At 54.2% G+C, this 20,175-nt stretch carries 18 protein-coding genes; 7 read left to right on the plus strand and 11 right to left on the minus strand.

The features are described 5' to 3' along the window. Window positions 1-25: 25 nt before the first annotated feature. From FFI95_RS04795 to FFI95_RS04805, 3 genes are all read right to left on the minus strand, one after another. Entirely contained in the window at window positions 26-1,204 is a 1,179-nt protein-coding gene (locus tag FFI95_RS04795; RefSeq protein WP_144821236.1) for an acetyl-CoA C-acyltransferase, read from the minus strand. A gap of 71 nt (window positions 1,205-1,275) precedes the next feature. Continuing rightward, window positions 1,276-3,369: a 3-hydroxyacyl-CoA dehydrogenase NAD-binding domain-containing protein gene (locus tag FFI95_RS04800; protein WP_144821237.1), complete on the minus strand. Its 2,094-nt coding sequence runs from the start codon at window positions 3,367-3,369 to the stop codon at window positions 1,276-1,278. Between the two features lie 57 nt (window positions 3,370-3,426). Further along, window positions 3,427-4,296, minus strand: coding sequence for an alpha/beta fold hydrolase (locus FFI95_RS04805; RefSeq protein WP_144821238.1), 870 nt, complete (start codon window positions 4,294-4,296; stop codon window positions 3,427-3,429). Between the two features lie 219 nt (window positions 4,297-4,515). Here FFI95_RS04805 and FFI95_RS04810 point away from each other — a divergent pair, with 219 nt between their 5' ends. From FFI95_RS04810 to FFI95_RS04830, 5 genes are all read left to right on the plus strand, one after another. Further along, entirely contained in the window at window positions 4,516-5,190 is a 675-nt protein-coding gene (locus FFI95_RS04810) for a histidine phosphatase family protein (RefSeq protein ID WP_144821239.1), read from the plus strand. Between the two features lie 46 nt (window positions 5,191-5,236). After that, on the plus strand, window positions 5,237-5,683 hold the full coding sequence (locus FFI95_RS04815) for a thioesterase family protein (protein WP_144821240.1): 447 nt from the start codon (window positions 5,237-5,239) through the stop codon (window positions 5,681-5,683). Window positions 5,684-5,908: 225 nt separating this feature from the next. Next, window positions 5,909-6,697: an SDR family NAD(P)-dependent oxidoreductase gene (locus FFI95_RS04820; RefSeq protein ID WP_144821241.1), complete on the plus strand. Its 789-nt coding sequence runs from the start codon at window positions 5,909-5,911 to the stop codon at window positions 6,695-6,697. A 77-nt stretch (window positions 6,698-6,774) separates the two neighbouring features. Next, window positions 6,775-7,989 (plus strand): acyl-CoA dehydrogenase, encoded by a 1,215-nt coding sequence (locus tag FFI95_RS04825; RefSeq protein WP_144821468.1) that lies wholly within the window; start codon window positions 6,775-6,777, stop codon window positions 7,987-7,989. Between the two features lie 95 nt (window positions 7,990-8,084). Next, a complete protein-coding gene (locus FFI95_RS04830; protein ID WP_144821242.1) occupies window positions 8,085-9,158 on the plus strand; it encodes a phosphotransferase in 1,074 nt (357 codons plus the stop codon). A gap of 103 nt (window positions 9,159-9,261) precedes the next feature. Here FFI95_RS04830 and FFI95_RS04835 read toward each other — a convergent pair whose 3' ends face one another. Further along, window positions 9,262-9,720, minus strand: a complete 459-nt coding sequence (locus tag FFI95_RS04835) for a MaoC family dehydratase (RefSeq protein ID WP_144821243.1) — start codon at window positions 9,718-9,720, stop codon at window positions 9,262-9,264. Window positions 9,721-9,825: 105 nt separating this feature from the next. Here FFI95_RS04835 and FFI95_RS04840 point away from each other — a divergent pair, with 105 nt between their 5' ends. Together FFI95_RS04840 and FFI95_RS04845 are read left to right on the plus strand one after the other, a co-directional pair. Next, window positions 9,826-10,839, plus strand: coding sequence for an NADP-dependent oxidoreductase (locus tag FFI95_RS04840; RefSeq protein ID WP_144821244.1), 1,014 nt, complete (start codon window positions 9,826-9,828; stop codon window positions 10,837-10,839). Between the two features lie 87 nt (window positions 10,840-10,926). Beyond that, window positions 10,927-11,901: an NAD(P)H-dependent flavin oxidoreductase gene (locus FFI95_RS04845; protein WP_144821245.1), complete on the plus strand. Its 975-nt coding sequence runs from the start codon at window positions 10,927-10,929 to the stop codon at window positions 11,899-11,901. Window positions 11,902-11,973: 72 nt separating this feature from the next. Here FFI95_RS04845 and FFI95_RS04850 read toward each other — a convergent pair whose 3' ends face one another. The 7 genes from FFI95_RS04850 to FFI95_RS04880 all read right to left on the minus strand — a co-directional run bounded on the left by FFI95_RS04850 (window position 11,974) and on the right by FFI95_RS04880 (window position 20,061). Beyond that, on the minus strand, window positions 11,974-13,158 hold the full coding sequence (locus FFI95_RS04850; RefSeq protein WP_144821246.1) for an acetyl-CoA C-acyltransferase: 1,185 nt from the start codon (window positions 13,156-13,158) through the stop codon (window positions 11,974-11,976). Window positions 13,159-13,219: 61 nt separating this feature from the next. Next, window positions 13,220-15,019 carry an acyl-CoA dehydrogenase gene (locus FFI95_RS04855; RefSeq protein ID WP_144821247.1) on the minus strand — a complete coding sequence of 600 codons (1,800 nt, stop codon included), beginning with the start codon at window positions 15,017-15,019 and terminating at the stop codon, window positions 13,220-13,222. A gap of 10 nt (window positions 15,020-15,029) precedes the next feature. Further along, a complete protein-coding gene (locus FFI95_RS04860; RefSeq protein ID WP_144821248.1) occupies window positions 15,030-15,728 on the minus strand; it encodes an ABC transporter ATP-binding protein in 699 nt (232 codons plus the stop codon). Beyond that, complete coding sequence (locus FFI95_RS04865) at window positions 15,728-16,483, minus strand: ABC transporter ATP-binding protein (protein ID WP_144821249.1); 756 nt, start codon at window positions 16,481-16,483, stop codon at window positions 15,728-15,730. The genes FFI95_RS04860 and FFI95_RS04865 overlap by 1 nt, the downstream gene beginning before the upstream one ends. After that, a complete protein-coding gene (locus FFI95_RS04870) occupies window positions 16,480-17,751 on the minus strand; it encodes a branched-chain amino acid ABC transporter permease (protein ID WP_144821250.1) in 1,272 nt (423 codons plus the stop codon). The genes FFI95_RS04865 and FFI95_RS04870 overlap by 4 nt, the downstream gene beginning before the upstream one ends. 35 nt (window positions 17,752-17,786) lie before the next feature. Next, entirely contained in the window at window positions 17,787-18,731 is a 945-nt protein-coding gene (locus FFI95_RS04875) for a branched-chain amino acid ABC transporter permease (protein ID WP_144821251.1), read from the minus strand. Window positions 18,732-18,804: 73 nt separating this feature from the next. Then, entirely contained in the window at window positions 18,805-20,061 is a 1,257-nt protein-coding gene (locus FFI95_RS04880; protein WP_144821252.1) for a branched-chain amino acid ABC transporter substrate-binding protein, read from the minus strand. Window positions 20,062-20,175 lie beyond the last annotated feature (114 nt).

Genomic DNA, 20,175 nt, shown 5'->3' on the forward strand with positions numbered 1-20,175 from the left:
GACACTCTGAGTCAGGTAGAGGTGATCAGGCTACCTCAAACAGGCCAGCAGCGCCCATTCCAGTGCCTACGCACATGGTAACCACCACGTACTTAACGCCGCGCCGCTTACCTTCAATAAGAGCGTGTCCGACCAGGCGTGACCCGGTCGTCCCATAGGGGTGGCCGACGGCGATAGCACCGCCGTTGACGTTCAACCGATCCATGGGAATGCCCAGCTCACGCTGACAGTACAATACCTGGACGGCGAAGGCTTCATTGAGTTCCCACAGGCCGATGTCATCAACTGTCAATCCGGCGCGCTTAAGTAGCTTGGGTACGGCGTAAACCGGACCAATGCCCATTTCGTCCGGTTCACAGCCGGCTACAGCAAAACCACGGAAAATACCCAGAGGCTGAAGGCCACGCTGTTCAGCCACTTTGCCGTCCATCAGAACACAGGCGGAAGCGCCATCCGAGAACTGGCTGGCGTTACCCGCCGTGACAACACCACCTTCCATGGCCGATCTGATCTTGCTGACGCCTGCCAGATTGGTATCCGGGCGGATGCCTTCGTCCTGGGCCACAGTGACTTCCTGGCTCATCAGCTGGCCGGTCGCCTTGTCTGCAACCCCGGCAGTGGTCGTAATAGGCACGATTTCATCATCGAATTTGCCGTCCGCGCGGGCTTTTTCTGCCAGGTTCTGGCTGCGCACGCCGTATTCATCCATGTCTTCTTTCTTGATCTTGTAGCGCTGGGCCACGGTTTCTGCCGTCTGCAACATTGACCAGTACAGCTCTGGCTTGTTTTGCATGAGCCAGGGCTCGGCAATGTAGTTTTGGTTAACGGTCGCCTGGACGGTGGAAATGGATTCGACACCGCCGGCAACCATTACCGGTACTTTGTCCACGGCAATATGGTGGGCAGCCATGGCAATAGCCTGAAGGCCGGAAGAGCAGAACCGGTTAATGGTGGCGCCAGCGACGGATACCGGCAGCCCGGCGCGGATAGCCCCCATGCGGGCAACGTCATTACCGGTAGACCCTTCCGGCAGGGCACAGCCCATCAGTACATCCTCAATCTCGGCCGGGTCTACCCGGGAGCGCTCAACGGCATGCTGGATAACGTGGCCTGCCAGAGTGGCACCATGGGTCATATTCAGGCCGCCGCGCCAGGATTTGGCCAGGGGCGTGCGGGCAGTGGATACAATGACTACATCACTCATGATTTTTCTCCTGTATGCCGGACCCCATGAGGGGCGCGGCGATCAACGTGTGGTTTCCGGTATTGTTCGCCTTACTGGTCAAAACCCCTGCCTTCCTGTGCGCACTTGAGCAGCAAAGGGGCCGGCTCCCAGAAGCCAGGCTGGGTGTGGGGGTTGTCGGCGAAGGGTTCCATGTCGCGGACCACGTTGGTCAGGCCAACCTGTTCTGCGTAATGCATGGGACCACCGCGGAATACCGGAAAGCCGTAACCGGTCAGGTACACCATGTCGATGTCGGAGGCACGTTGAGCGATGCCTTCTTCCAGGATGCGGGCGCCTTCATTTACCAGGGCATAAACACACCGCTGCACGATTTCCTGGTTGCTGATTTTGCGTGGGGTGATGCCCATTTCAGCGCGGCACTCATCCACCACCTTGTCTACCTCAGGATCATGCAGCGCCTTGCGGTTGCCCGGCTCGTAACGATAGAAGCCGGAACCGGTTTTCTGCCCGTATCGGCCCATTTCGCACAGGCGGTCGGCGATGAGGTTCTTTTTCATGTCCGGGTTCTCCGCGTACAGGCGTTTGCGGATTGCCCAGCCGATATCGCCGCCAGCCAGGTCGGCCATGCGCAGAGGCCCCATGGCGAAGCCAAATTTTTCGATGGCTTTGTCGATCTGCTGTACGCTGGCGCCTTCCTCAAGCATGGTCAGGGCTTCGCGCGAGTACTGGTTGATCATGCGATTGCCGATAAAGCCATCGCAGACTCCGGAGACCACGGCCGTCTTGCGGATAGACTTGGCCAGTTTCATCGCTGTCGCCAGAACGTCCTTGGCCGTCTTGTCGCCACGTATCACTTCCAGCAGTTTCATGATGTTGGCCGGACTGAAGAAGTGAAGGCCAATTACATCCTCCGGACGTTTGGTGAAACCGGCAATCCTGTTTACATCCAGAGTTGAGGTGTTAGAAGCCAGAATGGCGCCGGGTTTACAAATCTCGTCGAGCCTGGTGAACACTTGCTCTTTAACGCCCATTTCCTCAAAGACGGCCTCAATGACCAGGTCTACGTCCTTCAGATCGTCGTAGCTCAGGGAGGGGGTCAGGAGGTCCATTTTTGCCTTGGCTTTATCTTCGGTCATGCGGCCTTTTTTAACCTGGCCTTCGTAGACTTTGCGGATGGCTTCGACGCCACGATCCAGACCTTCCTGTTTCATTTCTACAATGGTGACCGGGAGACCGGCGTTCAGGAAGTTGATCGTAATGCCGGTGCCCATGGTTCCCGCACCAATAACACCGACTTTATTGATCTCACGGGTAGGTGTATCGGCGGGCACATCAGCAATCTTGCTGGTTTTGCGTTCGGCGAAGAAAGCGTGGCGCAGGGCGGCAGATTCGGGCGTCTGAATCAGGTATTTGATGCCTTCGTGCTCAACTTTCATGCCCTCGTCGAAGGGTTTGGTCGCTGCCGCTTCAACTGCTTCCAGACACTTGAGGGGTGCCGGATAGTTCCTGGACATGGCGCCAATGGTGTTGCGAGCGAACATGAAGAAACCCTCGGGATTGGGGTGCTTCACTTTCAGGTCGCGAACTTTCTTCAGTGGCATCTTCTCGGCAACTACCTTGCGAGCGAAGGCAAGAGCGCCTTCCATCAGGTCGCCTTCGATGACCTCGTCCAGTAGAGGGGTACCTTCAAACTTCCTGGCGGGAACAACGGAGCCGGAGACAATCAGGTTCAGGGCCTGCTCGACACCAATAACACGGGGTAGGCGCTGAGTACCGCCGGCACCAGGCAGGATGCCCAGTTTCACTTCTGGCAGAGCCATGGTGGCGTCTGGTTTAGACACCCGGTAGTTACAGCCAAGAGCCAGCTCCAGGCCACCGCCCATGCAGTTACCACTGATAGCTGCAATAACCGGTTTTTTGGCAGTTTCAACATAATGGATAGCCGTTGTGAGGATGGGCTCCTGCATCACTTTGGGGGTGCCAAACTCGGTAATATCGGCGCCACCCGAGAAGGCGCGCTCGGAGCCGGTAATGATGATAGCGCCGATGGCATTGTCCTGTTCGGCTTTTTTTATGCCATCAACAATACCCTGGCGCAGCTCAAGGCTGAGGCCATTAACCGGCGGGTTGTCCAGTCGGATAATGGCGAAATTGCCATTGGTGTCGTAGTGTGTGGTGCTCATGCTAGCTCCTTTATTATTAATAGTGGCACGGGTGCCGGATCCGCTTTTTCGGGGTGATTAATGGGTGTCGAGGAAGCGGTTCATATGCCCGGCGACTTCCTCAGGCTGTTCCTCATGCAGGAAATGTCCCGCATCCACTTGTTCGACCTGAATATCGTCAAAGCATTCCTCGATGTGATTCAGATACTCAGGAATGATTACTTTGTCCTTGTTGCCGTAGATATACAGCCCGGGAATGTTCCAGTGGTGTCCCGAGAGGGTCGCCCAGCGCTTGGCATCATCAACAAATGTCCGGTAATAGTTGGCACCTGTGGCCGGTGTTCCGGCAATGCGGTACATGCGGATGTATTCAGCCACTGCATCTGCAGGAATCGGTGCGACGATGCCCTGAACAAAATAATTGATCCAGGTTTCCTCGTTTCCGGGAATCATGGCCTCGGCCAGCCCCGGAGCCTGCTGGAAATGCTGATACCAGTAGGCTTTGCCGCTACCGGATCGGACCTTGTCGATAACCTCCATATTGCCTTTGAGGTTGTTGATGATTGCAATGTTCATGATCACCAGCTTCTGAACGCGGTCTGGAATTGCCAGGGCGACCTCCTGAGCTACGACGCCGCCCCAGTCATGGCCAACCAGCTGAAAGTCTGTAACGCCCAGTTCATCCAGCATGCTGATAACATCGGCGGCCAGCGCCTGTTTCTGGTAATGGTGCGCACCCTGGGTTCGTTCACTATCGCCCAGCCCCCGCAGATCAGGTGCAATGACTCGCAAGCCATGCTTCAGATGCTTGCCGGTATGCTCCCAGCAGTAGGAGCTTTCTGGCCAGCCATGGATCATCACCAGGGGAGATCCGTCAGGGTCACCACCTTCCCGCCAGGTAAAGGTGCCACGGTGCGTAGACAAGGTTTTTGGCTTGCTGAGAAACATGCACAGATCCTGTTTGTTGTTCGTTATTTATTGGATTAGGTTGCAAAACAAAACCTAATCCTAATCAGCTGTGCGGTGGCTTGTCCAGTGTTTTTAGAGCAGGGATCAAAATTGAACGGGGCACTGGAATGAGCTCAGGTCATCGGGTGAGGGAGTAGCCAACACTGGCGGTCTGGGGCAGGATAAGGAATAAACTCACTGATTGGTGGCAAAAAAATTATGGCAAAATTATTCATTGTCCGACACGGGCAGGCAGCTTTTGGTCAGGCCAATTATGATCAGTTATCCAGCGTTGGCTGGCAGCAGGCACGGTGGCTTGGTGAGTATTTCGCAGAGCGTGAACTGACGTTTCACCGGGTGGTGGCAGGCGACTTGCAACGTCAGCAGGACACAGCGAAAGGTGTGCTTGAAGGCATGGCCGATACCAACTCACCGATAGTGACCCACGCAGGGCTGAATGAGTATGACGGCGAGATGATGTACCAGGCCTTCACGGGTCAAAGTAACCAGCACCTGCACCAGAAGCGGGATTTCAAGGATTACTGGCGCACCTTCCGTTCCGCTTACGAGGCCTGGATTGATGATGAGCTGACCGACATAACCGAAACCTGGGGCGATTTTGGCAGCCGTGTTGAAGAGGCGATCGTTCACGCCTGCGAAGGTGCCGGGCGCGAGGACGCTGTACTGGTTGTAACTTCAGGAGGTGTGATTGGCAGCGCCCTGACAGCGTTGGTGGAAGGTCCTCAGAGGGGTGCCATCAACTTTAACTTTCAGTTCCGCAATACCGGATTCTGCGAAGTCATTATGGGGCGCAGCGCCCGCCGGCTACTGAGTTTTAATAATGTGCCGCATCTGGACCGGGCAGGGCGCCGTCATGCATTAACCCACGTATAATCCGTACCCCAATCCATTCTTATTTATTTACCGGGTGATCAGATCTATGGCTCGAGTGAAACTGGCGTTTCCTGATGAAGTGTTCGTATTTTCCACTAAGATGCCGGTACGGATTACCGACATCAATGGTGCGAACCACCTGGGCAATGATGCCCTGATCTCCATGCTCTCGGAGGCGCGCGCGCAGTTTATGGTGCAGATGAGCCTTCAGGAGCAAATTGCCGATGGCGTTATCATTGTTGTGACGGATCTGGCGACAATGTATCAGTCAGAGTCATTCTATCCGGAAATTCTGCGCTTTGAAGTGGGAACCACAGACCTGAACAAATATGGCGGTGACTATGTGTTTCGGGTTACCAAGGCGGCAAGCGGTCAACCTGTAGCTCTGGCTAAGTATGGCTTTGTGTTTCTTGATGTTCGTCAGAAGAAAGTCGTCGAAATGCCAGACTATGTCCGTGAACAGCTTACTAACGCCACAGTTGCCAGTCAGTAGCAGCCGTTTCGAGCTTCGTGTTCTGGCTGGCGAAATATATTTCCGAATGTGTTGACCCGTGGCTGGAGTGCATGGCAAATTAAAGGTCATACTTAAGCTTTATAGAGATACCCTGACCATAATTTATGGGGCTTATCGCGCTGTCCGAAGTCTGTTCTGAATTGGCGCTGAAAAATAGCCGTCCCTGTAACCACAAAAACAATGCAGGACTTAAGGAGAACAAAAATGAAGCGTTTTATAGAGCAAGTCGCCATTGTGACCGGGGCCGGAAGCGGCATCGGTCGTGCTACCGCTCTGAGACTTGCTCAAGAGGGCGCCAGGGTGGTCCTGGCGGACTGGTCAGAAGACGGTCTTCAGGACACTGTGTCACAACTCCCCCCGGAAACAGCCTATATTGAGCGCAAGCTGGATATCTCGGATGAAGCGGGCGTCATAGCTCTGGTCTCTGAAACCAAAGAGCAGTTCGGGCAGATTGATATTCTGATTAATAACGCAGGTATCTCGGGCGGCAGCTACCCTCCGGTGACGGAAAATGAACGGGCCGACTGGGAGCAGATTCTGGGCGTCAATCTGATTGGTGCCATGCTGATGATCAAACATGTAGCGCCTCATATGCAGGAGCGCAAGGAAGGCGCGGTCGTTAACACAGCGTCAGTGGCGGGCATTCGTTCAGGTGCCGGCGGTAACCCTTATAGCGCTTCCAAAGCTGGCGTGATTAACCTGACTCAGACCGCAGCTTGTGATCTGGGTGGATTTAATATCCGGGTCAATGCTGTGTGCCCCGGCCTGGTTGAAACCGGCATGACCAGGCCCGTTTTTGACTATGCCCGCGCCAACGAGAAAGAACACAAGCTGGGCGGTCGCTGTGAACTGCGCCGTTATGGAAAGCCTGAAGAGCTGGCTGCAGCTATTTGTTTTCTGGCTTCCGATGACGCCAGTTATATCACCGGGCAGGCACTGCCTGTAGATGGAGGTAACACCGCCTCCCTCAACATGCCTGGAATGAAGGTGTAGCTCTGTTAGTAAACCTGGTGGGTGTGCCTTAATGGCCTCCACTGCTTCAAGTGAACAATAAATAAAGAGGCACGATGATGTCGTACGAACCGTCAGAAAAAGTAAAAAAGCTTCAGAAAGAAGTCTCTGAATTTATGGACGCCTACGTATATCCAAACGAGGCGAAGTATCACGAGCAGATAGAGAACTCTGATAACCGCTGGGCTCCGACTCCGATCATGGAAGAGCTCAAAGCTAAAGCCAAGAGTGCCGGTTTATGGAACTTGTTTCTGCCTGAAAGTGACCGTGGCGCTGGTCTGACAAACCTCGAGTACGCCTACCTGTGTGAAATTATGGGGCGTTCTCACATGGCCCCGGAAGTTTTCAACTGCTCCGCGCCCGATACCGGCAATATGGAAACGATTGAGCGTTATGGCAGCGAAGAGCAGAAGGAGCAGTGGCTCAAGCCTTTACTGGAAGGTGAAATCCGTTCCTGCTTTTCCATGACCGAGCCAGACGTAGCGTCCTCTGACGCCACCAACATCGCCTGTGAAATACGTCGTGAAGGCGATGAGTATGTCATCAATGGTAAGAAGTGGTGGTCATCCGGTGCTATGACCACGACCAGCAAGATTGCCATTGTGATGGGTAAGACCGACCCAGGCGCCGAACGACACAAGCAGCAGTCCATGATTCTTGTACCTCTGGACACTCCGGGCGTCGAAATTGTCCGTGCTTTGCACGTATTCGGATACGACCATGCACCTCACGGTCATGCGGAAATTCACTACAATAATGTGCGCGTACCTGCATCCAATATTCTTCTCGGTGAAGGTCGTGGCTTTGAGATTGCGCAAGGCCGCCTTGGGCCAGGGCGCATCCACCACTGCATGCGCACAATCGGTGTAGCCGAGCGCGCGCTGGAACTTATGTGCGAACGTGCCAACGCCCGTGAAGCTTTTGGTCGCCCGTTAGTGGAGTTCGACTCCATTCGTAAAGACATCGCCCGTTCACGCATGGAAATTGAGCAGGCGCGCCTGTTGACTCTCAAGGCGGCGCATATGATGGATACCGTCGGAAACAAGGTCGCCCGTCAGGAAATCGCAATGATCAAGGTGGTTGCGCCTAACATGGCACAAAAGATCCTGGACCGTGCTATTCAGGTGCATGGCGGCGCCGGAGTCAGTCAGGATACCTTCCTGGCAGCCGCCTGGGCTGGTGTGCGTACGCTTCGTCTTGCTGATGGCCCGGATGAAGTTCACATGGATGCGATCGCGAAAATGGAGTTGAGAAACTACCCGCGCACCCATTAAGTCGGGGCGCAAACGCGGCGAGTTCCGTCCACCAACACTATCAACCCCTGTCTGTAACGGGGTTGATAGTGACGTCATTACTTGCAGAGGTTTTTATGAGTACTGGTCCCAGTTTGGTGGACGTCCTCGACGCCCACCGATTCGATGAATCGAAGCTGCTTGCGTGGCTGCAAAAAGAAATTCCGGGTTTTGGTCGTGATCTCCAGATCAAGCAGTTCCAGGGTGGGCAGTCCAACCCTACCTTTCTGCTGACCTCAGATAACAAGCGTTACGTGCTTCGTAAAAAGCCACCCGGCAAAACGCTTCCGTCGGCCCATATGGTAGAGCGCGAGTACAAAGTGATCCGCGCCCTGTTTGATAACACCGATGTGCCTGTCCCAAGAGCGCGTGTGCTTTGCGAGGACAGCGAGGTGATCGGCACACCTTTTTATGTCATGGACTTTATGGAAGGTCGGGTTCTGAGTCACCCCGCTTTGCCAGACCTGGAGTGGGCGGAACGTCGTCCGGTTCATGAAGCTGCGATTGATACCATGGCAAAAATGCACTCGGTTGATGTGGAGAAAGTGGGGCTGGGGGATTTTGGTCGTCCCGAAGGCTATGTGGCCCGCCAGGTGGCCCGCTGGACAAAGCAGTATGAAGCCTCCAAGACCAATGATATGCCGTCGATGGATAAGCTGATGAAGTGGCTGCCCGAAAACCTGCCGGCGAAAGACGAGTACGCCATTGCTCATGGTGACTATCGGTTAGGTAATCTGATGTTACACCCGGACCGCCCGGAAGTGATTGCTGTCCTCGACTGGGAACTTTCCACGCTGGGTCATCCGCTGGCGGACCTTGCGTATTATTGCCTGCCCTACCATCTGGACTCAGGCTTCGAGGGAATGCGGGGTATGGCAGGTGAAAACCTGGATGACATTGGGATTCCAACAGAACAAGAGACTATTGAACGTTATTGCAAGGCCTCGGGCCGTGACGGAATAGATGACTGGCACGTATTTGTGTCTTTTTCACTATTCAGGCTGGCCGCTATTGTGCAGGGGGTCTATGCCCGTGCGCTGGCAGGCAATGCCAGTAATGCAGATGCTCTGGAAGTGGGTAAACGTGCCCACGTACTGGCAGACGCTGGCTGGTCGGTAGCCCAGAAAGGCAGTAAGCGCATTCAGTTATAAGTGATCTGAACGGTGGCGGACCTGAATCGTTGTCATTGAAACTGACGATCGGGCCGCCCCGGAATTCCAGATGCTGTTACGGCATCCGTGAAGGTGTCTACGTTTACGGTTTGACGTACATAGCGAGGTTTTCTGCTACCACTGCAGGCTTGTCTTCACCTTTGATTTCTATGACGGTTTTATAGGTGGCTAAGACGCGCTTCTCATCGATATCTTCCACGCTGATTAACTCGATGGTCGAGCGAATGTCAGAGCCGGATTTAACGGCCGCGGGAAGGCGTACTTTGTTCATGCCATAGTTGATGGTGGCAGCCGGCCCGGTCACGGTCATTGCCGATTGATTGAGTTGCGGAATCAGTGACAGTGTCAGGAACCCATGGGCTACCGGGGCTCCCCAGGGGGCTTCGTTCTTTGCCCGCTCTACGTCAACGTGAATCCATTGGTGATCACCGGTGGCATCTGCAAAGGCCTGAATCATTTCCTGGCTGATATTCTTCCAGGGGCTTTGGCCTACATGCTTTCCTGTGTAGTTAGGCAGTTCTTCAAGTGTGATCGTTGTCATTATAGTTACCTGATTTTAGTTTCATGAAGATCAACTCCAACAGCTATTCTCATGTACCTGAGTTAACAGTGCAACAACAAAAAACGATGATAAAAAAGGTGTGATATGACGAAGAATCAGAAGTTTACACTCGTGAAACGCCCGGTCGGAATGCCCGATGAGACACACCTGAAGCTGGAGGAAAGTGCAATTCCGAGAGCTGGCGAAGATGAGGTGCTTTTGCAGACCCGGTACCTGTCCCTGGACCCTTACATGCGCGGCCGGATGAATGACAGTGCGTCCTATGCCACGCCAGTCGGACTTGGAGAGGTAATGACCGGTGAGGCGGTCAGTGAAGTGCTGGAAAGCCGCCATCCGGACCTTTCCCCTGGCGATATGGTCATTGCTCGTACCGGTTGGCAAACGCACTCTGTGGCGCGCGCCGATGCACTGTATCGAATTGATCCGGGGCTGGCGCCACCCAGTGCCTGGCTCGGCGTTATGGGAATGACGGGGTTTACCGCCTATGTCGGGCTGCTTGAGTTTGGGAGACCAAAGCCCGGCGAGACAGTGGTCGTATCGGCCGCATCGGGTGCTGTGGGCCAGGTTGTAGGTCAGATTGCAAAAATGAAAGGGTGCCGGGTAGTGGGCGTGGCTGGTGCGAATGACAAATGCCAGCATGTTGTTGATCACTATGGCTTTGATGCCTGCGTTAACTACAAGGATGATAACTTTGAGGACCAGCTTGAAAAGGCCTGTCCCAATGGCATTGATGTGTATTTTGAAAATGTCGGCGGCAAGGTATTTGAAGCGGTAATGAAGTTAGTGAACCCGTTCGCCCGCATTCCCGTCTGCGGCCGAATTGCACATTATAATCAGACCGAATTGCCCGAAGGGCCTGATCGACTGGTTCCGTTTATGGGGCAGATTCTGATCAAACGCCTGATGTTCCGAGGCTTCATCCAGTCAGACCACCATGAACTGTTGCCCCAGTTTCGTCGTGACATGAGCCAGTGGCTGGAGGAAGGCAAAGTGAGGTATCAGGAGGATGTGGTTGAAGGTTTTGAAAACGCCTTGAGCGCCTTTCAGGGGCTGCTACAGGGTCGAAACCGGGGCAAGCTGGTGATCAAGGTATCTTGAGGCTGTGATAACAGCAAACCGGCTAATAATGAAACTCTATTTCCATATACAGAATGGAGCGTTGAAGATGCTGACTAGGGGAACGCTATGAAAACCAGAATTACTGAGTTATTTGGCATCGAACACCCGATTATTCAGGGTGGGATGCACTGGGTAGGGTATGCTGAGCTGGCTGCCGCTGTGTCTAATGCGGGCGGTCTGGGCATTATTACCGCATTAACCCAGCCTACACCTGAGGATCTGGCGAAAGAGATTGCTCGCTGTAAAACACTCACCGATAAGCCCATCGGCGTTAACCTGACCTTCCTGCCATCGTTCAAGGAGCCACCCTATCCTGAGTATATCCAGGCGATTATTGATGGCGGTGTGAAGATTGTGGAAACCGCTGGCCGTAGTCCGGAAAAGTACATGCCTGCGCTGAAGGAGGCCGGCATAAAGGTTATCCACAAGTGTACGTCAGTACGCCACGCTCTTAAGGCCCAGAAAATTGGTTGTGATGCCGTCAGCGTTGATGGCTTTGAATGCGGCGGTCACCCGGGCGAGGATGATATACCGAACTTTATCTTGTTGCCGCGCGCGGCAGAAGAGCTGGATATCCCCTTTGTAGCATCTGGTGGCATGGCGGACGGCCGTAGCCTGGTTGCTGCCATGGCTCTGGGAGCCGACGGAATGAATATGGGCACCCGCTTTTTGGCTACTTCCGACGCCCCTGTTCATGACTCGGTCAAGCAGGCAATTGTGGAGGCGGACGAGTTGCAGACGCGCCTGGTCATGCGCCCCTTGAGAAATACCGAGCGGGTGATGAAAAACAAGGCAGTGGATGAGATTCTCCGAATCGAGCAGGAGAAGGGTGCAGACACCCAGATTGACGATATCCGGCACCTGGTTACAGGCGCCAAAGGCAAGATGGTGCTACACGAGGGTAAAATGGACGAGGCCGCCTGGAGTTGTGGCATGGTGGCCGGACTGATTCACGATGTTCCATCCTGTGAAGAGTTAATTACCCGTACCATGCGCGAGGCAGAAACCATTATTCGTGATCGCCTGGCAGGTGTTCTGTAAGGAGGCAGGGCGGCGTGCTTGCCTGCACGCCGTTAACTCCTGATTTTCTCTCCGGGCCTCATGGGCCCGGCACTACAGAACCTCAAACAGACCGGCTGCGCCCATACCACCGCCAACACACATGGTGACAACAACGTATTTCACGCCACGGCGCTTGCCCTCCAGCAGGGCGTGGCCAACCATGCGCGCGCCACTCATGCCATAGGGGTGACCAATAGAAATGGCGCCACCGTTAACGTTCAAGCGATCGTTAGGAATGCCCAGCTTGTCGCGACAGTACAGCACCTGCACCGCGAAGGCTTCGTTCAGTTCCCACAAGCCGATGTCGTCAATCTTGAGGCCATGCTGCTTGAGCAGCTTTGGGATGGCATAAACCGGACCAATACCCATTTCCTCAGGTTTTAGCCCTGCGACGGCCATGCCCCGATAAGCGCCCAGTGGTTGTAAGCCACGTTGCTCGGCAAGTCTGGAATCCATCAGCACACAGGCACTGGCTCCATCAGACAGCTGGCTGGCGTTGCCGGCAGTAATGCAGCCACCTTCGATGACCGGGTTGAGCCCCGACAGGCCTTCGAGTTTGGTGGAAGGGCGGTTGCCTTCATCCTTGTCCAGGGTGGCTTCCTCGTAAGTCACTTCCCGGGTTTCTTTGTTCATCACTGCTTTGGTCGTTGTGACCGGTACAATTTCGTCGTCGAACAACCCCTTTTCCTGGGCGGCCGCGGTGCGCTGCTGGGACTGCAGAGCGTATTCATCCTGAAGTTCACGGCTGATGCCGTATACTTTGGCGACGTTTTCAGCGGTTTCCAGCATTGGCATATAGGCATGAGGCGCGTGTTTAATAACGGTTTCGTCACGCTCGGAAGCCATCCACTCGAAGTTTTTCTGCTGAACGAGGGAAATGTTTTCGTGACCGGCACCAATGGCAATGTCCTGACCGTCAAACATAATCTGTTTGGCTGCGGTAGCAATAGCCATCAGACCCGAAGCACACTGACGGTCCATGGTCATGCCGCTGACGCTTTGTGGCAGGCCGGAGGCCAGGGCCGCCAAACGACCCAGGTTCATACCGGCGGTGCCGCACGGCATGGCGGTACCCATGATCAGGTCTTCGATTTCTGCCGGATCGACCTTGGCACGCTCAACCGCAGCTGTGATGGCGAACGACGCCATTGTTGGGGAATGGGTGTTATTAAACAGGCCTCTGAACGCCTTGCCAATAGGCGTGCGGGCGGTGGATACGATGACAGCTTCTCTCATGACTTTTCCTTATTGTGTAAGCATGTAAACAAACTTGCTGGTCTTTGATTACAGCACTGGGTCAGAACCAGGCACTCTGCATATCGAGGTTGCTGCGGTTGCCCGCGCTGAGCAACCGGGCATAGCCTTCCAGCGGTGCCAGTTCCCAGCTCATGAAGTACTGGGCTGCATGAACTTTGCCTTTATAAAATGCTTCATCAGATTCGGAGGCTCCGGAAGCCAGTGCCTTTTCCGCAACAATAGCTTGTTTCAGCCATACCCAGCCCACGAGAATCTTGCCGAATATATCCAGATACATGGTCGCGTTGGACAGGCCATGATCCGGGTCCACAGACAGCTGCTGCTGAAGGTCCGAAGTGACGGATTGCAGAGTACTCAGGGCGTTTTTCAGTTGGCCGGCAAGAAATCCGCACGTCTCCATGCCAGTCGCCTGGTCGAGAGTACTCAGAATACGGCGCTGGAATTCGGCGTAACCGTCGCCACCTTTGGGGCCCAGTTTACGGCCGAGAAGATCAAGGCCCTGGATGCCCTCTGTGCCTTCATGAATCGGGTTCAGGCGGTTGTCACGGTAGAGTTGCTCCAGCAAATACTCGCGGGTGTAACCAGCGCCGCCAAGAACCTGGATGCCCAGATCAGAAGCCATAAGGCCGTACTTCGACGGCCAGGTCTTGACCATGGGGGTAATCAGGTCCAGGAGCTCTGCGGCCGCTTTGCGCTCACTTTCATCGGGTGCGGTATTGGCGTCTTCCACCAGTGTACTGGCGTAAAGGCAAAGGGCCATGCTGCCCTCAGCATAGGCTTTTTGCATCAGCAGCATGCGGCGAACGTCAGCATGTTCAACAATTCTGACCTGAGGGGTATCGGGGTCTTTGTTGCTTGCATGCCGGCCCTGGGGGCGATCGCGGGCATAATCCAGAGCTTCCAGATAGCTCTGGTAACCCAGGGTGGCTGCTCCCAGGCCAACGCCGATACGAGCTTCGTTCATCATCTGGAACATGTAGCCCAGGCCTTTATTCGGCTCGCCTACCAGGTAGCCAACAGCGCCATCTTTCTCACCAAAGTTGAGAACGGTGGAAGTGGTGTTGCGGTACCCCATTTTATGCAGTAGCCCGGCAAGAGCCACATCGTTGCGTTGGGAACGGGAGCCATCATCATTTACATGGAACTTGGGTACCAGGAACAGTGAAATACCGCGAACGCCTGAGGGCGCGCCTTCGATCCGAGCCAGAACCATATGAATAATGTTGTCAGTCAGCTCATGGTCGCCGCCGGAAATATACATTTTGTTTCCGAATAAACGGTAGCTGCCATCACCTGCCGGTTTAGCGAGAGTGCGCAAGTCACCCAGGGCTGAGCCCTGGTCCGGTTCGGTTAATGCCATGGTTCCGCTGTAACGACCATCCAGCATGGGAGGCAGGTATTTTTGTTTCAGCTCGTCGCTGCCAAAGCTTTTCAGCAGGTTAGCGGCGCCAATGGTAAGGAAGGAGTAGGCGGTGCTGGATACATTGGCAGCGTTGAAGTAGGCCATACTCGCCCTTAACACCACTTCCGGCAGTTGTGATCCGCCTTCATCGAAATCATGGTGCGATGCCAGAAAGCCGGCGTCTGCAAAGGCATCCCAGGCGGGCTTGGTTTCCGGGATCAGGGTAACTTTCTGACCATCAAACGTAGGCTCGTTCGCATCGCCTTTCTGGTTGTGGGGCGCAAAATATTCAGCCGCAATGTTCCGCGCGGTACTGAGAGTTGCATCAAATATTGCGCGGTCGTGTTCGCGGTAGCGAGGGCGCTGTAAAAGGGACTCAGTCTCCAGCACTTCGTAAAGCTGGAATTCGATATCACGATCATTAAGTAGCTTAGCCATATTCAGATGCCTAGACCTCGAGCCATTCTTTGCGGATTTCAGGGTGCTCCTGTAATTCTTCGGGAGTACCTTCAAAAACAATATCACCATCGCCCATGATGTAGACCCGGTCGGCAACATCCAGCGCAATGGAAAGCTTCTGCTCCACCAGAAGCACCGCCAGGCCGTCTGCAGCCATTTGCTTAAGAATGGCGGCGACGTCATCCACGATCTTTGGAGCCAGACCCTCTGTGGGCTCGTCCACCAGCATACACTGGGGGTCTCCCATCAGAGCACGGAAGGTGCTTAGCATCTGCTGCTCGCCTCCGGACAGCACCTCTGCCGGTGTGTGCTCGCGCTCCTTCAGGCGGGGAAACCATTCGTACACTTTGTCCAGCGTCCATTTGTCGCCTGTCAGCCCTTTTCTCTTCATGCCCAGTTCAAGGTTCTGCAGAACGGACAGCCCCGGGAAAATAGCGCGATCTTCAGGTACATAACCAATGCCGGCATGGGCAACCTCGTGAGGCTGCAAGCCAGAAAGGATTTTGTCATCAAATTGAACATGGCCGACAGGTGGGATAAGCCCCATCACTGCTTTACACAGAGTGGAGCGGCCCACCCCGTTACGACCTAGCAGGCTGACAATTTCGCCGCGTTCAACGTGCATATTCACGCCACGGAGCACATGGCTTTTGCCATAGTAAGCATGCAAATCCTGAATTTTCAGCATCAGTGGACCTCCGTGCCGAGATAGGCTTCCTGAACAGCCTCGTTGTTGCGGATTTCTTCCGGGGTGCCGGTGGCAATGATTTCACCGTATACCAGTACAGATATGCGATCTGCCAGCTCGAAGACCACGTTCAGGTCATGTTCCACCACAACCAGCGTGTTTTCACCGGTCATCCGCTGAATCAGCTGAACAACATCATTAGCTTCAGTGCGGCTCATGCCGGCAGTGGGTTCGTCCAGTAAGATAACCTTGGCCCCGGAGGCAACCGTGCAGCCGATCTCCAGTGAGCGTTGTTGAGCATAGGTGAGAAGAGAGACCTGGGTTGAGAGCTGTTCCGTAAGGTTCAGGCGAGTAGCAAGCTCGTACGCTCGTTCAGTCACACTGTCCTGGCCCAAGACGCTTTTCCAGAAGGCGTATTTATGGCCTTCGGACCACAGCAGCGAGCAACGCAGGTTTTCGATGACAGTCATGTTCTGAAACAGGTTTGTTACCTGAAAGCTGCGGCTGAGACCCAGGCGGTTGACCTTGTGAGCAGGTAAGTTGTGAATATTATTCCCGAACAGCTTTATGGAACCCTCAGAAACTTTCAGGCGTCCACTGATCAGGTTAAACATCGTGGATTTACCCGCCCCGTTAGGACCAATAATGACATGTCTCTCATGCTCACGAACTTCAAGGTTCAGGCCACGGATGATTTCCGCACGCCCAAAGTTTTTCTTGACGCCTTTTAGCTCCAGTGCGTTGCGGATTGTCATGCCTTACCTCCGTCAGAGTTGGCGCTGATATGGCGCTTTAATAATGGATTGCCATGGAGCAGCATCAGCCCGAAACCGATGATGGTGATAGCGAATGAGACCAGCCAGGGCAGAAGGTGAGTAGCATTAGTGCTGATTCCCATCAGAATAAAAGGAGCACCGGGGTCCCAGCTACGGAAGTAGTGATAAGAAAGCTCAATCACACAGATCAGGCCAAAGATGCCCACAAGCCCTGACACAAGAATGTATAACCGGATTCCTGTATTGCCTTTCCAGCCACCGGCCTTCCAGTTGAGATATTGTGTGTGGACAATCCCGACAAGGCCCATGGGTGCAAACATCACGATGGAGATAAACAACAGACCAAAATAAAGCACCCAGGCTTCAGTATGGGCCGACAGGGAGCTTTCCAGGAAAGTGACAAGCGACGCGCCTACAACCGGTCCGATGAAGTAGCCGATACCACCGATGAAGGTACCCAGCAGTACCGCCCCGGACTGGAGCTGTCCAACCACCTCATCATTGACTATTTCATTGGTGATCACGAAAAGGCCGCCTGCCAGCCCTGCAAAGCACGCGGAAAGCACAAACTGAATGTAGCGGACAATAGTCGGGTTATAGCCTACAAACTGCGCACGCTCCGGGTTATCCCGCACCGCATTGGCCATCCAGCCCAGTGGCGTCTTTCTCAGCAGATATATCAGGATGGCCGCAATCAGTGTCCAGGCCACCACCAGAAAATACACATTACGGCTCGGGGCGTAGTCCACACCAAGCAAAGAGGGGGCCTCATCGCGGTAGCCGAACAGCCCGGCCTCGCCGCCGAAAAAATCAGTGAACATCAGTGAACTGGAATGCACCAGTTCGCCAAGCCCCAAGGTGATCATGGCAAAAACAACCCCTGCGCGGCGCACGGAGAAACTGCCAAATATAACTCCAAAGCCCAGACCGGCAGCAGCGCCTGCCAGCGGGAGCAGTTCGATCGGCAAGCCTGTACCGCCTGCATCATTGATGGCGCGTAGCAAGTGCATGGCGACAAATGCTCCCAGGCCAAAATAGACCGCATGCCCGAACGACAGCAGGCCAGTATTACCCAGCAACATGTTATAGGACAGCGCGAAGATAATCGCGACACCCATGTGAGAAAGCAGGTTGATGGTATGGCCTGAGTCAAAGACAAACGGCAGCACGATAGCTATAAACGGTACGATCAGCCAGGGCCATAACTTCAGTGCATTGATGCCTCCGGCTGCAGTGTTGGTAGCCATAGATGTATTGTCCTGTTGTATTGTTGTTGTGGTTGTCATGCTTCACGCTTCCCGAAAATGCCACGTGGCCTGAATATCAGGGTGAGGACCAGCAACAGGAACGGAAGCACGGGTGCAATGCGTGTTGCTTCCATGTGCCAGAGGACGCCAAAGAATCCGGAATCTTCAATGTTCAAAGTGCCGATCGTTTCAGCCAGGGAGAAGTTTATCGACAGGAAGAAGGTCTGCAGTATGCCGATAATCAGTGACGCCACCAGCGCGCCCGGGACAGAACCCAGCCCCCCCAGAACCACGACAACAAAGACAATGGGGCCCATCATGAAGGCCATGCCGGGATCGGTTACAAACTGGATGCCGCCAACAACACCACCAAGTCCTGCCAATGCACAGCCGAAAGCAAAGACAAGTGTGAATACCAGGGGCACGTTGTGACCCAGGGCACCCACCATATCCGGTCTGGACAGGGCTGCCTGTATGACTTGTCCGGCACGGGTTTTCATTAACAGCAGCCACAGACCAACAAACATAACGACGGCTACAAGCAGAATGAACACCTTGAACCAGGAGTAGTCCAGGTCAAACATGGTAAAAGCGGTGGTGTTCATAACGGCTGGCGCTTTATAGGGAACCGGGACTGTGCCCCAGAAGAGCGCAACCAGCTCTTCTATTACATAGGCCAGGCCGAAGGTGAAAAGCAATTCCGGTACGTGGCCGTATTGGTGTACACGACGCAGGCCGTAGCGCTCAACCAGGGCGCCCATGGCACCGACGGCAATTGGTGCAAGAATCAGAGCAAGCCAGAAGCCGGTCGTTAAACCAAGGGTGTACGCAAAGTAGGCCCCCAGCATATAGAAGCTGGCATGGGCAAAGTTCAGTACCCCCATCATCCCGAAAATCAGGGTGAGGCCGCTGGACATCATGAACAGTAAAGTGCCGTAAAGTACGCCATTAAAAATGGAGTAGGCGATGGTTTCGAGCATGGTGAAACGAACTCCTGTTTTTTTGTTTTAATGCTCCGGTGATGTTGCCACCACCGGAGTTTGTAGCAGAGGGTTATGGACGCGCCATATTGCAGGATGTTTCAACCGTAGCCTGCTCAACAGGTATGCTGGCCACAGTGCGGAACCCAACACCTGAATTTTCAGCATCGTATTTCGCATTGGTGTCCATAACGGAGATGTACATGGGCTGTAAGATCTGATGATCTTTCGCACGCATGGTCACAGTGCCGGTAGGAGACTCAAATTTCATGCCTTCCAGCGCCAGTGCAATGGCATCTACATCGTCAGTGTTGCCTACCTCCTCAATGGCGGCTTTTAGCATGTACATCTGGTTATAGATCCGATGGTAGTACCAGTCGAATTGTGGATATTGTTTCTTGAACTCCTGAAACCACTTCTCATAATCTTCCAAGCCTTCATCTACGTTCACGTCGGCGTGCCATTCGGTAACCTGGCGGAGGATACCTTCCCCCCGGGGACCGATGCCTGCCGGTACACCGCCGGCGCCGCCATAATAGGTATAGACGTTAACGTCGAGTCCAGCGCTGTCGATGGCGCGAACGAGCAGGGCTAGGTCAATACCCCAGTTGCCGGACACGACGGTGTCGGCACCGGACTGCTGAATGCGCGATACGTAGGGCGAGAAGTCCCGAACTTTGCCGACGGGGTGCAGGACATCACCGACGATTTCAGCGTGTGGTAAACGTTCATCCACCAACTCTGCCATTCGTTCGGAAATGAAGTGACCGTGAGAATAATCCATGTTAACCAGGAATATTTTGCTGATGTCTTCCTGGTCTTTCATGTAGTTGGTGAGCGCTTCCAGTTTGATATCGGAAGCAGCATCAAACCGGAAGTGGTAAAAGCTGCAGAGCTCGTTGGTGAGGGCGGGATCTACTGCGGCGTAGTTCAGGTATAGCATTTTGTTGTCTTTGTTACGACGGTTATTGCGCTCGATCGCCTCAATAATGGCAGCGGCTACGTTGGAACCGTTACCCTGAGTGACGAAATTGATGCCTTCGTCGGCTGAGCGCTGGACCAGTTGTACGGCTTCGGACGCGCTTTGTTTGCTGTCCATAGGAACAATTTCGATGTCGCGACCGAGGATTCCACCGTCTTCATTTAGTTTTTGGGCCGCGAAGTGGAAGCTTTTCAGGCCACCGTCACCGGCGAGGGCAAAGGGTCCAGAGAGTGGGTCAATGTAGGAGATCCGGATCGGATCCTCTTGAGCATAGGTTGCAGATGAAAAGGCCATTGAAAGGCCAATCATGATGCCGGCGAACCGCCCGGTCTTTTTATTATGCAGCATGACTTTCTCCTCGTGCTGTCACCCCATAGATGAGGCGGCATTTATTCTTGTATTTTTTCAATTGCGCAGAGCGAAAATGCTCTGTGTAATGCTCCAGTGGTGCAGAACACTGGA

Origin of the sequence: Marinobacter piscis (assembly GCF_007671655.1) — a bacterium.
Taxonomy (GTDB): Bacteria; Pseudomonadota; Gammaproteobacteria; order Pseudomonadales; family Oleiphilaceae; genus Marinobacter; species Marinobacter piscensis.

Excerpts from the sequence above, each read along its gene's own strand:
- FFI95_RS04820 (WP_144821241.1), top strand. The coding sequence starts at position 5,909 with ATGAAGCGTTTTATAGAGCAAGTCGCCATTGTGACCGGGGCCGGAAGC.
- FFI95_RS04880 (WP_144821252.1), bottom strand. The coding sequence starts at position 20,061 with ATGCTGCATAATAAAAAGACCGGGCGGTTCGCCGGCATCATGATTGGC.
- FFI95_RS04845 (WP_144821245.1), top strand. The coding sequence starts at position 10,927 with ATGAAAACCAGAATTACTGAGTTATTTGGCATCGAACACCCGATTATT.
- FFI95_RS04855 (WP_144821247.1), bottom strand. The coding sequence starts at position 15,019 with ATGGCTAAGCTACTTAATGATCGTGATATCGAATTCCAGCTTTACGAA.
- FFI95_RS04815 (WP_144821240.1), top strand. The coding sequence starts at position 5,237 with ATGGCTCGAGTGAAACTGGCGTTTCCTGATGAAGTGTTCGTATTTTCC.
- FFI95_RS04795 (WP_144821236.1), bottom strand. The coding sequence starts at position 1,204 with ATGAGTGATGTAGTCATTGTATCCACTGCCCGCACGCCCCTGGCCAAA.
- FFI95_RS04830 (WP_144821242.1), top strand. The coding sequence starts at position 8,085 with ATGAGTACTGGTCCCAGTTTGGTGGACGTCCTCGACGCCCACCGATTC.
- FFI95_RS04870 (WP_144821250.1), bottom strand. The coding sequence starts at position 17,751 with ATGGCTACCAACACTGCAGCCGGAGGCATCAATGCACTGAAGTTATGG.
- FFI95_RS04800 (WP_144821237.1), bottom strand. The coding sequence starts at position 3,369 with ATGAGCACCACACACTACGACACCAATGGCAATTTCGCCATTATCCGA.
- FFI95_RS04865 (WP_144821249.1), bottom strand. The coding sequence starts at position 16,483 with ATGACAATCCGCAACGCACTGGAGCTAAAAGGCGTCAAGAAAAACTTT.
- FFI95_RS04840 (WP_144821244.1), top strand. The coding sequence starts at position 9,826 with ATGACGAAGAATCAGAAGTTTACACTCGTGAAACGCCCGGTCGGAATG.
- FFI95_RS04850 (WP_144821246.1), bottom strand. The coding sequence starts at position 13,158 with ATGAGAGAAGCTGTCATCGTATCCACCGCCCGCACGCCTATTGGCAAG.
- FFI95_RS04810 (WP_144821239.1), top strand. The coding sequence starts at position 4,516 with ATGGCAAAATTATTCATTGTCCGACACGGGCAGGCAGCTTTTGGTCAG.
- FFI95_RS04825 (WP_144821468.1), top strand. The coding sequence starts at position 6,775 with ATGTCGTACGAACCGTCAGAAAAAGTAAAAAAGCTTCAGAAAGAAGTC.
- FFI95_RS04805 (WP_144821238.1), bottom strand. The coding sequence starts at position 4,296 with ATGTTTCTCAGCAAGCCAAAAACCTTGTCTACGCACCGTGGCACCTTT.
- FFI95_RS04860 (WP_144821248.1), bottom strand. The coding sequence starts at position 15,728 with ATGCTGAAAATTCAGGATTTGCATGCTTACTATGGCAAAAGCCATGTG.
- FFI95_RS04875 (WP_144821251.1), bottom strand. The coding sequence starts at position 18,731 with ATGCTCGAAACCATCGCCTACTCCATTTTTAATGGCGTACTTTACGGC.
- FFI95_RS04835 (WP_144821243.1), bottom strand. The coding sequence starts at position 9,720 with ATGACAACGATCACACTTGAAGAACTGCCTAACTACACAGGAAAGCAT.